The sequence below is a fragment of the Marinicauda sp. Alg238-R41 genome (assembly GCF_947331485.1).
Taxonomy (GTDB): Bacteria; Pseudomonadota; Alphaproteobacteria; order Caulobacterales; family Maricaulaceae; genus Marinicauda; species Marinicauda pacifica.
This window is the reverse complement of sequence record NZ_CAMZOJ010000002.1, coordinates 211,148-224,606: the sequence shown is the minus strand read 5'-3', so window position 1 is coordinate 224,606 and position 13,459 is coordinate 211,148. Positions and strand designations below refer to the sequence as shown.

Here is a 13,459-nt window from a genome sequence, read left to right as displayed (position 1 = left end):
CGTCTTAACGATAAAAGCAGGTGGTGCGGTTAAGGCGGGGTAAAGCTATTAACCCGGTGTCAATCGGGGTTAAGCCCAAAAGCAGCTGGAAAATAAGCAGGCGCAACGTCTTCGATTCGCGCCTTGAGCTCAACCGACTGCTGTAGAAGCGGCGTCATATCCCGTCCGGGCAGGGCCGAACCCAGCTCAAACAGGGTAAACGCCGTTTCCGGCGAGCCGGCGACAAGAAAGCGCTCACCCAGATACCAATACGTATCCGGAGCCAGGGGATCGAGGACGATCGCCTCGGCCAGAAGGCGCGCCGGGTCGAGCTCCTCGTGAGCCTCGAGACCTTCGCGCCCCCAGGCGACAAGCTCGTTCGCCACGAGCGTGCGCGCTGCGGCGCCGGCCCGGTCCTGGCGCGAAAGCGAGGGCCTCAACGCAGCGATAGCGCCGGCGTGATCGCCGCTATCGACGGCGGCGAGCCCGGCCGCGACACGTTCGAAATCCGCATTCCCAATGCCTTGTGCGCGCAAGCCGCTCATGCTTGTGCACGCCAGGCGCGCAGACCCGATGGTCGCCGTGGGGCACGGACCGAAATGGTGGGTTTCCCGGATGGACAGCAGCAGGGCGCCGGCCAGATCCCCGGCTTCGCGCAGGCTCTCGATGTCATCCATGAACGTGATAGGGCCGGGCGTGTCGCCCGCCTCGCCGCGCACTGCCTCCAGTACGGCGGGCCAGAGCAACTCCTGAAGCAGGTCAGGGCCCGGCAGGGCTACACTATCGCCGGAAGCAAACACGTCCGCATTGGGGACCATGTCCGCAGACTCGATCGACCAGCTCTCCTCTCGCCCCTGGGGGCTATCCGGACTGTAAATCACAAAGGACAGCGCACACGGTGCCCGATCCTGGTCCAGCAGGGCGGCAGAGACGGTCGGATGGACTGGCGCAGCCCGGACCAGCCAGGCGTTGAAGGCCGCCGCCTGGCTTTCGTTCAGGGCGGGCGAGTGGCAGGTGCCGAAACCGATCCGGGTTACCGTTTCATCGCCGCGAACCGCAGTCAGTGTGTCGTCCGCCACACTCAGCTCGACATCTGCCTCGCGCGCGCTGATACCCATCGCCGCCTCGAGCCAGAAGCGGTCCAGTCCGACCACGTCTGCAAAGTCGATCTGCTCGCGCATGCCCCGGTCCGACAGCGCGACGTAGATATCAAGATTGCGCCGGGCCAGAGCGTGGGTCGCCAGATTGCTGAACGTCCCTGCCTCCCGGTCGAACTCGACCGTGCGCTCTTCGGCGAAATCGTACAGGGTCACCGGCCCGTTCCCCTGTTCCAGAACCCAGTCTTCCCCGACCAGGACCGTCAGTTCGCCCTCGACGCGGGCGCCTCCGCCCAGATCGGTCCGGCTCATCGCCACGGTCATTTCACGTGCAGAGCCGAAGCCGCCGCGTGCCGCGATATAGGCCGGTCCGCTCATCTGAGGCGTAATGGCGCTATTTGGCTCGTGCACGACCGGCTCGGTCGTCTGGGCTCCGGCCGCCGGAGCGCCAAGGCCCGCACACAGGAGACCGGCAGAGCACAGAGCTGACAGGCAGGAGGCGAGTCGCATGACGCAATCCTTCAAATGACGATATCGACAGGGGAACCAAGGAATAGGGCAGGCTCATGACCTGGTGAAAACGAGGCTGGGTCAGCTCGACAGATGCAGGACGATCTCACGGGTGTGGGCGGCAAGCCGATGCTCAAACAGGTAGAGGCCCTGCCAGGTTCCCAACGCCAGGCGCCCGGCCGTGACCGGTACGCTCAGAGAGACGGGCGTGAGCGCCGCCTTGATGTGGGCCGGCATATCGTCGGGACCTTCGGCGGTATGTCGCAGCCAGGACATGGCCGGATCATTTCCGTCCGGAACCAGCCGGCGAAAAAACACGTCCAGGTCCCGGCGCACATCCGGATCGGCGTTTTCCTGGATCAAGAGCGACGCGGAGGTATGGCGCACGAAGCACGTCAGCAGTCCATCGCCGGACGCGACTGACCTGATGAAGGCCGAGGCCTTGTCGGTAAACTCATAGAGGCCGGGCCCGCTGGTGGAAATCTCGATGCGTGACTGTGCCATGCGCCCTCCCGGCCGGGGTCTGATCTTTGGAACCCTGTGTACGGCGCGGCCGTTGGATTCATTCCACATATTCGCGGACACGAGGGCCCACCGTCATGAGAGTGCTTTACATGGTTTCCCTGATCATCGTCATCCTGGGCGCGCTCGCCTGGGGCTTGATCGGGTTGTCCAATTTCAATCTCCTCGCGATGTTCGGCGCGAATAGCTGGATCACGACCCTGATCTACCTGCTGGTAGGCGCTGCGGCCATTGTCGTGGCCCTGTTCGCCGCCAAGGTGCTCTCACCCGGCGGTGAAAGCGAATCCCGGCCCGAAGCCGCCAATGCGCCCGAGACGGGTCCGACCACGCCCGCGACGCCGGCTGCCGGCAAGCCACGGGTTGGCGGCACGCCTGCCGGTACGGGCCCGGGCAGCGACCCCAAGCAGCCACCGACGACCGGTGCGCCCGGTGCCGGCCCCGGCGGGACGGCCTAGCTTCCAGGCATTGGACGACGTCAAAAAAAAACGCCCCGGTTTTCACCGGGGCGTTTTTCTGGCCTAGAGCCCGTTCAACTCCCAGCGGCGAACGGGTTTCGCGTAGCCGCCCGAGCTCTCGTAGAGCCCTTCGGCCGCTTCGGTCTCCGAGCTGGTCCACATCAGGAATGTCGCGGGGCTTTCGCGGACATCCTCGATCACTGCCTCGAACAAAGCGCGCCCGGCGCCCTCGCCGCGGCCCGCCTTGCCCACGCAGACCTCGGCCAGCCACGCGCCAGCGCCGCCATGGCCGCTATCGTAATAGGCATGCCAGACCGCATAGCCGATCGGCTCGCCATCGGCGCGCGAGGCAACCAGCACATGAAAACTCGTGTCCTGCCCGAACAGGGTGCGCTTGATATTCTCCGGCGTGCAGTGCTCGGTCGAATCTCCGACTACTTCATTGAGTTCACGCGAGAGGCGGGCGATGGCGGGCGCATCCTTGGGGCGCGCCGCCTTGATGGTCAGCTCTGACTGGCTCATTGGATTTCCTTTGTGTTGGGGAACGGTCGCCTTGACCTCCCTGTCCTATTCGCTCGGCGCGTCCTCCGAGAGCAGATCGCGCGCCGGCGCTTCACGGCGTTCTTCTTCGACACGGTCAGCCAGCGAGGTATCCGGCGCCACATCCGAGGCCTCCCCGGTGGGGGCCTTGGCAGGCTTGGCCGGTGCCCCTGCGGCCGGCGTGGCTGGCGTTCGCGCGGCAGGCGCAGCCGGGAGCGCGCCGCCGTCGATACGAAGGCGATAGGTCGGGTCTGGCAAGGTGAAGCCGGCCTGGTCCAGCGCCGCCTTGACCGCCGCGATCGCCACCGAGCGCGACTTGAAGAAATCGGCTGCGGTCTGATCGATCCAGCCGGCGAAGAACAGGTTGATCGTGGAATCGCCCACCTCGCGTATGACTCCGGCCGGATCCGGTGCCGTCAACACGAAGTCCAGGGCCTTCAGCGCGGTCAGGCCGGTCTCTATCGCGGACATTGGATCGTCGTCCGGGTCCACGCCCAGAATGAAATCGAAACGGCGCTCCGGATTGCGGGTGTAGTTCAGGATCACCGCCTTGAAGACGAGGGCGTTGGGCAGACGCAAATGGTTGCCGTCGAGCGTCATCAGCACGGTGGCGCGCGAGGTCAGCCGGATCACCCGCCCCTCCTGCCCGTCTATCACCACATGCTCGTTGGGCCGGAAAGGCTGGCGGACCGAAAGCATGATCGAAGCGATGTAGTTTTCGATCGTGTCCTTGACCGCGAAACCGACGGCCAGACCGATGACACCGGCCGCCCCCAGCAGCGCGCCCAGGAAGGCCGTGGCGTCCAGCAGGGTCAGGGCCGAAACCAGTCCGAAAACGAGAAAAAGGCCGAAAACGGTCGTGCCCAGAAGCTCCGCGACAAAGCGGTTGGGCGCGAGCACGCGCCAAAGTCCGTCCCAGCGGCTCAGGAGCCAGCCGGCCAGTCCGAGTACCAGAAACAGCGCCACCGCAAGCGCCAGCAGCGGGAAGAAGCGAACGAGATCCTGTAGTGAGGTCTCTAGCTCGCCCACGGCCGGAGCGACGCGGGTGGCGACCGAGACGTCACGCCCGATCCGGTTCTCGACCGTCACCACACCTTCCACGCGGCTTGCGAGCGCCTCGGCGCGGCTGGCCGCCTCGGCGGTCACGGTTTCGCCCGTCAGGGTCACGACACCTGCCTCGACATCGATTTCGACGCCGGACAGGCTTTGGATTTCACCAAAGATGGTCTCGATACGCCGGGCGATCGCGGCGTCCGAAGGGGCGTCGGTCTCCAGCTGGATTTCGCCACCGGCGTCGCTTCCGCCCGTCTGCGCCCCGGCCGGAGCTGACAGCAGGGCGAAAACGCACGCCAGAAGTGCGGCGAAGGCAAGCCAGAAGCGGAGGGTTACACGGGTCATCGGGCAGAGCCTTGCGCAAGGTGCATGAAAAGGGAAGTCGCCGACGGAGCTAACGCCGGCCGGCGGCTTTCGTTTCGCCGCCGGCGAAGACGAAAAAGCCCCGGCTGTTCGGGCCGGGGCTTCATTCTGTGTGCAGCGCGTTTGCCTAGCTATCCAGGAAAGAGCGAAGCTTGCGGCTCCGGCTCGGGTGTTTCAGCTTGCGCAGCGCCTTGGCCTCGATCTGGCGGATCCGCTCGCGGGTCACGCTGAACTGCTGGCCCACTTCCTCAAGGGTGTGGTCCGTGTTCATACCGATGCCGAAGCGCATGCGCAGCACACGCTCTTCGCGCGGGGTCAGGCTGGCCAGGACCAGAGTGGTGGTCTCGCGCAGATTGGAGTGGATCGCGGCGTCGATGGGCAGGACCGCATTCTTGTCCTCAATGAAATCGCCCAGATGGCTGTCTTCCTCGTCCCCGATCGGGGTTTCGAGCGAGATCGGCTCCTTGGCGATCTTCATCACCTTGCGCACTTTTTCCAGCGGCATGGAGAGTTTCTCGGCCAGCTCTTCCGGGGTCGGCTCGCGGCCGATCTCGTGCAGCATCTGGCGGCTGGTGCGCACGATCTTGTTGATCGTCTCGATCATGTGCACCGGAATGCGGATGGTGCGGGCCTGATCGGCGATCGACCGTGTGATGGCCTGACGAATCCACCAGGTGGCATAGGTCGAGAATTTGTAGCCGCGGCGGTATTCGAACTTATCGACCGCCTTCATCAGGCCGATATTGCCTTCCTGGATCAGGTCGAGGAATTGCAGCCCGCGATTGGTGTATTTCTTCGCGATCGAGATCACCAGGCGAAGGTTGGCTTCCACCATTTCCTTCTTGGCGACGCGCGCCTCGCGCGCGCCCTTCTGCACGGTGTGCACGATGCGGCGGAAATCGTCGACCGGAACACCGGACTCTGTCGCCAGAGCGGCAATTTCCTCACGGATGGCGGTGGCTTCGCGCTCTTCGCGCTCGGCGAATTTCGCCCAGGCTTTCGACTTGGCCGAGACTTCCTCAAGCCAGTTCGGATTGAGCTCGTTGCCGTGATAGAGCTTCAGGAACTCGCCGCGCGCCACGCCATGAGCTTCGGCCATGCGTAAGAGCTTGCCTTCCAGACCCACCAGACGCTTGTTGATCGCATCGAGCTGCTCGACCAGAGCCTCGATCCGCGCATTGTTGAGATGCAGCGAATTGAGGTTTTCCACGATGCTTTCGGACAGGGTCTCGTAGTTCTCCCGGTCCTTCTTGGTCAGGTCCTTGCCTTCGAGGCGCTGGGTGACGAGCTTGTCCTGCAGGCGGCGGAAATTCTCGAAATCGCTCGCCACGGCATCGAGCGTTTCCATCACGCCGTCGCGCAGTTCAGCTTCCATCGCGGCCAGAGAGAGGTTCTGGCCCTCCTCGTCGTCTTCGTCCTCGTCGCCGTTCTCGCCCTCTTCGGACTCAGTGTCTTCGGAGCCTTCCGCTTTCTCGGCGCCGTCCTCGTCTTTGGAGGCTGCTTCGGCCTTGCGAGCCTTTTCCGCCTCGGCGGCCTTGGCGCCCGGCGAGCCGGGTCCGCCGGTTTCCGAATGGTCCGGCTTGGTGCCGCCATAGGTGGCGTCCAGATCGATGATGTCGCGCAGCAGGACCTGGCCCGACTGCAACTCATCGCGCCAGACCATGATCGCTTCAAAGGTCAGCGGGCTCTCGCACAGGCCGCGGATCATCGCGTTGCGGCCGGCCTCGATGCGCTTGGCGATGGCGATCTCGCCCTCGCGAGACAGCAGTTCCACCGAGCCCATCTCGCGCAGATACATGCGCACCGGGTCATCGGTCCGGTCCTGGGCCGCGCCGGTATTCTGACCCGCTACAGCCGTCTTGGACTTGGCTGCGAGCGCCGTAGACTTGGACTCGTCCTCCTCGTCGGACTCGTCCGCGCTGTTGTCGGTGTCCTCGAACTCCTCTTCGCTGTCGACGACCGTGATACCGATCTCGGACAGCTGGGAGAGGATGTCTTCGATTTTCTCGGAGGAGAATTCTTCGCTGGGAAGAACCTTGTTGAGTTCGTCGTGCGTGACATAGCCGCGTTTTTTCGCGGTCTTGATCATCGCCTTGACCGACTGATCGGTCAGATCCAGCAGCGGCCGGTCTTGCGTTTCCGCAGCAGCGCTGTCGGTCGTGTCGGTCGATTTCGTCATTAGTGAATTCAGCTCCTCGAGCCTTGCCCGCAAAAGGGCGCGCGCCGGCAGGACTTCCTACCGCGCGCCGCCTCGTTTGTTCACCCTGCCGCGGCGCATGGCGGCCACGACTTTCTTGAACTCATCCGAATCGCCGTCTTCAAACACGCCCTCGAGGCGTTCACGCTCTTCAGCCTGACGGACTTCGCGAGTGAGCTTATCCATATAAGAAGCCGCAAGTGCACGCCAAGCCTCCGCCCGGCCATCGACTGCAGCTTGATCTCCCCCCATTGCAGCCCGCATTGGTCCGCGGTCCGCTTCGAGACGCTGTAACACTTCTCCAAACCCGCGCTCGACCAGAGCGGAACTCAATCCGCCCGCGCGCGCAAGGTCTTCAGAAGAGCAGGCGTCTAGAACGCCGTCACGCAGGCTGTCAAGCGGACCGAGGGGGAGTTCGGCGAGTGTTTCGGCTTCGCCTTCGGCAATCGAGGGCCATTCGATCGCTGCCAGAAGGAGGATGCGCGCCGTCGCGCCGGCGCGCGGCCCCTGCCTGGAGGCTTTAAGCGACGCGGTCGCCGGACCGGCCAGAGGATCCTTCTCGCGGCGCCAGCTCGACTGACGGTGCGTCCGTCGTCCGGCAAAGCCCGCGCCGAAAAGGTCAGAGAGGCGCCGGTCGAATTCGGCGATATATTCCGCTTTCAGGTCGCCATCCTGGATCTTGCCCGTCAGCGCGCGGAGCCGCTTTCGAAAGCCTGCGCGCTGGTCGGGATCGTCGAGCGGTTCCAGCGACTTCTCGCGGTCCCACAGGACATCGACCAGGGGCCGGGGTTCAGCGATCGCCTCGCGCAGCGCCTGGGCGCCGCGATCGCGCAGCATGTCGTCCGGGTCCTGGCCCTCGGGCAGGAAGACAAAGCGCAAGGTGCGTCCCGCTTCAAGCAGCGGCAGGGCGCGCTCGGCGGCTGTAGCCGCCGCCCGGCGTCCGGCGCTATCACCGTCGAGGCAGACGGTCGGCGCGCCACCCGCACGCCATAGAAGACGCAGCTGGTCCTCGGTCAGCGCGGTGCCCAGCGGCGCGACGGCATGGCCGAGCCCGGCGCGGGCAAACGCGATGACGTCCATATAGCCCTCGGCCACGATCAGTCCGCGTGCCTTGACCTTGGGATCGGACGCAAAGCGCCGCGCCTCGGGAAAGCGATACAGACACGCGCCCTTGTGAAACAGCGAGGTCTCCGGCGAATTGAGGTATTTGGCCCGGGCGTCCTTGGACAGCGCACGCCCCCCGAACGCCACGAGACGTCCACGCGGGTCGTGAATGGGGAACATGATGCGGTCGCGGAAGCGGTCATAGGCCTCGCCCCCGTCGTCGGGCGCGATCAGCAGGCCGACTTCGACCAGCTCTTCCACCCGCGCGCCCTCCGCCGTCAGGAAATCCTTCAGCGCGCGCCGGCTCGAGGGGGCATAGCCGATACCGAAGCGCTCGCAATCTGCTCCAGACAGGCCACGGCGTTGCAGATAGGCGCGGGCCTCGCCGGCATCAGAGCCGGAGAGCTTGCGCCGGAAGAAGCCCTGCGCGGCCTCCATCCATTCGACCAGAGATTTCTTGCGTTCTTCCTGCCGCGCCGAGTCCGGATCGGGTTTGGGCATGTCGAGCCCGGCCTCGCTGGCCAGCGCCTCGACCGCCTCCATGAAGGACAGGCCCTGGGTTTCCTGAAGCCAGGAAATGACGTCTCCATGCTTCTGACTGGCAAAGCAGTGATAGAAGCCCTTCTCGTCGTTGACGAAAAAGGAAGGCGTGCGTTCCTTCTTGAACGGAGAGAGACCGACGAACTCCCGGCCCTGGCGCTTCAGCGCGACGGAGCGTCCGATGATATCGGACGGACGCACACGCGCCTTGATCTCGTCGATGAAGCCGTCAGGCAGGGACATGAGCGCCTTGGAATAATGACAGGATGGGCCAGCCGGTCAGTCTAGACCTGCCGGACCGTCTCCGTCACGCCGGGTTTCACGCTGGCCTGACGGGAAAGACCTAGGCCGCGCCGCTCAGGCGCGACTTGACCTCTGCACCGGCCCGCGAAAAATCCATCCGACCCGAATAGCGGTCCTTGAGCGTGCCCATGCACTTGCCCATGTCCTTCAGGCCGGTAGCGTTCAGCTCACCCACGACTGCATCGACAGCTTTGGAAATCTCGGCCTCATCCATGGGCCGCGGCAGATATTCGCGCACGATATCGGCTTCCGCGCGTTCGCGCTCGGCCAGATCCAGCCGGCCCGCCTTTTCGTACGTGTCCGCGCTTTCCTCGCGCTGCTTGACCAGTTTCTGAAGCAGCGTCAGCACCTCGCTCTGACCGCAGCCATCGCAGCGGTCCTCGGCCCGGGCCGCGATATCGCGGTCCTTGATCGCGGCCTGAATGAGACGCAGCGTGTTAAGGCGCAAGGTGTCCTTGGCGCGCATCGCGTCCTTCAGGTCGGCGAGAATTCGTTCGCGAATGTGCATTCGAGATCCTTCTGCCGGTCAGACATCCACAGCAAAACCAGCAACTCTTTGTAAAACAAACCGTTTTTAGCAACTGCCGTCTCTTGACGGGCCGGGTTGCCTCTCATACCGTCCGCGCGTTTGTCCAGAGGGCGCACGCATCCGCGTTCGCGCCATCACGGGGTCGCGCGGCGTCTAAGGAGCGGTGAAGTATGTCGGATACGATCGAGAATCAAGTGCGCGGTCCCAAGCGCCGGATTGAAGACCTCACTGCAGACGAGATCAACGCGGCCACAGGCGCCATTCTCCTGGCCGATGGCAGCGTCTTCCTCGGCAAGGGCGCGGGGGCCAGCGGGATTGCGACGGGCGAGCTCTGCTTCAACACCGCCATGACCGGTCACCAGGAGATTCTGGCTGATCCCTCTTATGCTGGGCAAATTGTCTGCTTCACCTTCCCGCATGTCGGCAATGTCGGCGCGAATGTGCAGGACGAAGAAGCCGCATCCGAACCGGCCAGGAAGGCGGCAGTCGGCATGGTCAGCCGTGCGCCCATTACCGCTCCGGCCAGCTGGCGTGCCGAGCAGAGCTTCGACGAGTGGCTGGCGGCACGCGGCGTGATCGCGGTGACCGGCGTGGACACGCGCACCCTCACGCGCCGCATTCGGCAGGACGGGATGCCCATGGTTGCCATCGCTCATGCGCGCGACGGGAAGCTGGATCTCGATGCCCTGGCCAAGCTCGCCCACGACGCCCCCGGTATGGAAGGACGCGAGCTGACCCGGGCTGTGACCGGTGCCGCCGCTGCCGACTGGCAGAGCGCGGACTGGGCCTGGCCGGAAGGCTATGCGCAAGGCCCCAAGGACGGACCGAAAGTCGTCGTCCTCGATTACGGGGTCAAAGCCAATATCCTCCGCCGCCTCGCCGGGGCGGGCGCCTGCGTGCATGTCATGCCGGGCAGCTCGACCGCGCAGGATGTGCTGGCTGAAAAACCGGCTGGTGTCGTGGTTTCCAACGGCCCGGGCGATCCGGCCGAAACCGGCAAGTTCGCGCTCGATACCATTCGCGGCGTGATCGAGGCCGGCATCCCGGTGCTCGGCATTTGCCTCGGTCACCAGATGCTGGCGCTCGCGGTGGGCGCGACGACCGTGAAGATGACTCAAGGCCATCACGGCGCGAACCATCCGGTCAAGAACATCTCCAGCGGGCAGGTGGAGATCGTGTCGATGAACCACGGCTTCGCGGTGGATCGCGACACCTTGCCAACCAATGCCAAAGAGACGCATGTGTCCCTGTTCGATGGAACCAATTGTGGCTTCATGCTGACCGACAAGCCGGTCTATTCGGTGCAACACCACCCTGAGGCAAGCCCGGGTCCTCAAGACAGTTTTGCCGTCTTCGAGACCTTCGTCACCAGCCTCTAGCACTCGCGGCCTCGAAACGGGTGCATCCCGGATTCAGGCACGCTATATCAGCATCTTCACGAGTCTTGCGGGAGTAGAACGCGAGGGTGCGCAAGCCATTTGCCAATCGCCGGGAATTCCTCGCCGCCGCCAGCGCATTGTCGCTGGCCGCCTGCTCGAGGACTGCGGGCCCGGGCGGTGACGACGCGATACTGCGCGTTGCCCTCGCAAGTGCACCCGATACGCTCGATCCGCTGCGCGGCCAGCTCGCTGTCTCCGCCCTGATGTTCAAGCAGTTGCATGCGCCCCTGACCGAGTACGCGCCCTCCGGCGGGGTCGCGCCGGGCCTGGCCGATGGCTGGCGCAGTGATGACGGTCAGCTTTGGATCTTTCGCCTGAACCCGGACCTCGTCTGGTCGGACGGGACACCGCTGACCTCGGAGGATGTCGTCTGGACGGCCCAGCGCGCGGTCGACCCGATGACCGGATTCGCGGATCTGGGCGATTTCTTCGCGGTGGAGGGCGCGCGAGAAGCCGTGGCCGGCGAACGTCCACCCGAAGACATCGCCGTCGAGGCGCCCGATCCGCGCACGGTGGTCTTCCGGCTGAACCAGCCGGTCGGCCTGTTTCCGGTCTTCATGCGCGAATTCTATCCACTTCCGCGCCATGCCATCGAGCCCGCGCCGGAGGCCTGGACGCGCGCGGCGGGATGGGTCAGCGCCGGACCCTATGTCCTCGCCACGCACGAGGAGGGACGCTACCTGCTGCGCCGGAACCGGAATTTCCACGCTGCGCAGAGCGTTTCCATTCCCCAAATCGAGGTTGAGGTCGTCGAGAATGCCGAGGCGAGGGCGCAGCGTTTCCGCGCAGGCGAATTCGATATTTGCGAACAGCCTCCCGCCGGTGAAATCAGTGCCCTGAAGGCCGAGTTCGGCCCGGAACTTCATAGTTTCAACGCCCCCACCCTCACCTATCTGAAGCTCAACCACAGCCGCGCACCGCTGAACGATCTGCGGGTAAGACAGGCGATCTCGCTCTCCATCGATCGCGCCTTTCTGTCAGACACGCTGTTCGACGCAGAGGCCAGCCCGACCGAAACCGTCATCCCTGCCGATGCGCGCCCGGCTCCCGCCGATCTGGATACCGCTGGCGCCCTCCTGGCCGCCGCCGGATACGGTCCCGAACGGCCGCTGCGCCTGGACCTCCGCCTGATTGCCGGCGGGCGGGAACGCATGGCCGCCGCCATCATGCGCGACCTCGCCCGCGTGCATGTCGAGCTGAACCTGGTGCCGAGCGAGGCTCTGGACATGTTCGCGGCCGTGGATGCGGGCGATTTCGATCTCTCCCTGTCCCGCTTCGACCGAGGCCTCAAATCGGACCCCAACTTCATGCTCCAGCCATTCGGTCCGGACGGGTTTGCCGACGATGGCGGCTGGTCCGGCCTGGTTCGCGAGGACTTCGACCTGCTGATGACCCAGGCACGCGCGACCATAAACGCCAACGCCAGGGCCGAGCTGTACCGGCGCGCAGAGCAGCTCCTGCTCGCCGAACAGGCCATCGTGCCGCTACTGCATGAACGTACCTTCTGGCTGATCGGCGACCGGGTGGAGGGCTGGCGTCAGGAGATTCCGCCGATGCTCTGGCGCGACCTCGATCTGGATTGATCGCTATTCGGCGGATGGAACCAGAGCCAGAATGTCGCCTGGCTCGCAATCGAGCACGTCGCAAATCGCGGCCAGAGTGGAAAAACGCATCCCTTTGATGCGGCCGGTGCGGATCATGGACAAAGCCTGTTCAGAGACCCCGATCGCTTCGGCCAGTTCCTTGGAGCGCATCTTGCGCCGCGCCAGCATCACGTCGAGATTGACCTGAATTGCCGAACTCACAAGATCGTCCTCAACTCGTCATGGGCCCGGCCACCCTCATGAAGGAGTTGGGCGGCGAAGAAAAAGCTGGCGCCCAGAAGCAGAGCGCCCAGATCGCCACTGCCGACGCTCAACGCAAGCTGGCCGCTCACCTCCGGGCTCAGACCGCTTAGATACGCACTAAGGCCAGCGCCGGCCAGCGGTCCCAGTACGGCGTTCAGCCAGATGGCCAGCGCAAAATTACGCAAGCCGGTCAGACCGCTGACGGCGAAGGGATGGTCGCCCGCGCATTGCCCGAAAAACCTGCCGAGACCCCACAGCCCCCACGCCATGATGGATGACGGAACCAGAACGATCGCTGCCGCCCCGAGGCGCAACGGCCAAGCATACCAGTCGTACCGTTCGCCCATATAGGTGGCGCGCTCGGGCAGCATTTCGGGGAATATCGCAACCGGCAGAACGGCGAACACGATCACGAACGCCGCGCCCAGGCGGGTCAGGACGGCGAACACCGCTGCCCAGCCTTGCATCGCCGGGGTGAGACCCTGCTCCGGGCTTTCCGATGCCGCTTCATGCCGCTTGTCCATGGCTTTCATTTATCAATCTCCGAGTTGATCTAATTAAAGCCTTACTTTAATCGATAGCGCGTGTCATCCGTCGAAGAGCCGCCTCGATGTACGCATTTGCAGCTTTGGCACTCCTTAGCGCCTCACTCCAATCGGCGCCGCTTCTGCAATGCCATGCCGATCAGAGCTATGACGGTCCGCGGTCGATCGACCGGCCAGCTGCCCTCCACCTGCCGGTGGCCGTCACCGACACCACAGCGATGTCCTACGGGCGCGGCATCCAGCTGACCGGCGGCATCGACGCAACCGGTCCGATGCTGATGCATTCCGGCGGCATAACCGGTTTTCGCGCGGCCGTCGCTTACCTGGCCGAGGACGACATCTTCGTCGCGGTCATGGTCAATGATTCCAGCGTGCCGGCCGAGGGGGCGCTATGGGCTCTGGTGCGTGCGGCGCGGGCCAGGCGATAGCACGCCGG

Annotated in this window: 13 protein-coding genes; 4 read left to right on the top strand and 9 right to left on the bottom strand. The window is 64.6% G+C overall.

Translation table 11 applies throughout. From position 1 onward, the window contains the following. Positions 1-59 precede the first annotated feature (59 nt). Both PGP17_RS09530 and PGP17_RS09525 read right to left on the bottom strand, forming a co-directional pair. Positions 60-1,586: a hypothetical protein gene (locus PGP17_RS09530; RefSeq protein WP_270375157.1), complete on the bottom strand. Its 1,527-nt coding sequence runs from the start codon at positions 1,584-1,586 to the stop codon at positions 60-62. 81 nt (positions 1,587-1,667) lie between these two features. Then, positions 1,668-2,090, bottom strand: a complete 423-nt coding sequence (locus tag PGP17_RS09525; RefSeq protein WP_270375156.1) for a secondary thiamine-phosphate synthase enzyme YjbQ — start codon at positions 2,088-2,090, stop codon at positions 1,668-1,670. Between the two features lie 110 nt (positions 2,091-2,200). Between PGP17_RS09525 and PGP17_RS09520 the strand changes: the two genes are divergently transcribed. Further along, positions 2,201-2,563: a DUF378 domain-containing protein gene (locus PGP17_RS09520; protein WP_270375155.1), complete on the top strand. Its 363-nt coding sequence runs from the start codon at positions 2,201-2,203 to the stop codon at positions 2,561-2,563. Positions 2,564-2,626: 63 nt separating this feature from the next. Here PGP17_RS09520 and PGP17_RS09515 read toward each other — a convergent pair whose 3' ends face one another. The 5 genes from PGP17_RS09515 to PGP17_RS09495 form a co-directional block, all read right to left on the bottom strand. Beyond that, positions 2,627-3,085 (bottom strand): GNAT family N-acetyltransferase, encoded by a 459-nt coding sequence (locus PGP17_RS09515; protein ID WP_135944307.1) that lies wholly within the window; start codon positions 3,083-3,085, stop codon positions 2,627-2,629. Positions 3,086-3,130: 45 nt separating this feature from the next. Then, complete coding sequence (locus PGP17_RS09510) at positions 3,131-4,501, bottom strand: mechanosensitive ion channel domain-containing protein (RefSeq protein WP_270375154.1); 1,371 nt, start codon at positions 4,499-4,501, stop codon at positions 3,131-3,133. Between the two features lie 145 nt (positions 4,502-4,646). Beyond that, a complete protein-coding gene (gene rpoD, locus PGP17_RS09505; RefSeq protein ID WP_135944311.1) occupies positions 4,647-6,698 on the bottom strand; it encodes an RNA polymerase sigma factor RpoD in 2,052 nt (683 codons plus the stop codon). 57 nt (positions 6,699-6,755) lie between these two features. Further along, positions 6,756-8,603 (bottom strand): DNA primase, encoded by a 1,848-nt coding sequence (gene dnaG, locus PGP17_RS09500; protein ID WP_270375153.1) that lies wholly within the window; start codon positions 8,601-8,603, stop codon positions 6,756-6,758. A gap of 100 nt (positions 8,604-8,703) precedes the next feature. After that, positions 8,704-9,171, bottom strand: a complete 468-nt coding sequence (locus PGP17_RS09495; RefSeq protein WP_135944314.1) for a GatB/YqeY domain-containing protein — start codon at positions 9,169-9,171, stop codon at positions 8,704-8,706. Between the two features lie 191 nt (positions 9,172-9,362). Between PGP17_RS09495 and carA the strand changes: the two genes are divergently transcribed. Both carA and PGP17_RS09485 read left to right on the top strand, forming a co-directional pair. Further along, positions 9,363-10,571 (top strand): glutamine-hydrolyzing carbamoyl-phosphate synthase small subunit, encoded by a 1,209-nt coding sequence (carA, locus tag PGP17_RS09490; RefSeq protein WP_270375152.1) that lies wholly within the window; start codon positions 9,363-9,365, stop codon positions 10,569-10,571. Between the two features lie 86 nt (positions 10,572-10,657). Next, positions 10,658-12,214: a peptide ABC transporter substrate-binding protein gene (locus PGP17_RS09485; protein WP_270375151.1), complete on the top strand. Its 1,557-nt coding sequence runs from the start codon at positions 10,658-10,660 to the stop codon at positions 12,212-12,214. Positions 12,215-12,217: 3 nt separating this feature from the next. Here PGP17_RS09485 and PGP17_RS09480 read toward each other — a convergent pair whose 3' ends face one another. After that, positions 12,218-12,403 (bottom strand): helix-turn-helix domain-containing protein, encoded by a 186-nt coding sequence (locus PGP17_RS09480; RefSeq protein ID WP_270375604.1) that lies wholly within the window; start codon positions 12,401-12,403, stop codon positions 12,218-12,220. Positions 12,404-12,432: 29 nt separating this feature from the next. After that, complete coding sequence (locus PGP17_RS09475; RefSeq protein WP_270375150.1) at positions 12,433-13,011, bottom strand: hypothetical protein; 579 nt, start codon at positions 13,009-13,011, stop codon at positions 12,433-12,435. Positions 13,012-13,088: 77 nt separating this feature from the next. Between PGP17_RS09475 and PGP17_RS09470 the strand changes: the two genes are divergently transcribed. Further along, on the top strand, positions 13,089-13,451 hold the full coding sequence (locus tag PGP17_RS09470) for a hypothetical protein (protein ID WP_270375149.1): 363 nt from the start codon (positions 13,089-13,091) through the stop codon (positions 13,449-13,451). Positions 13,452-13,459 lie beyond the last annotated feature (8 nt).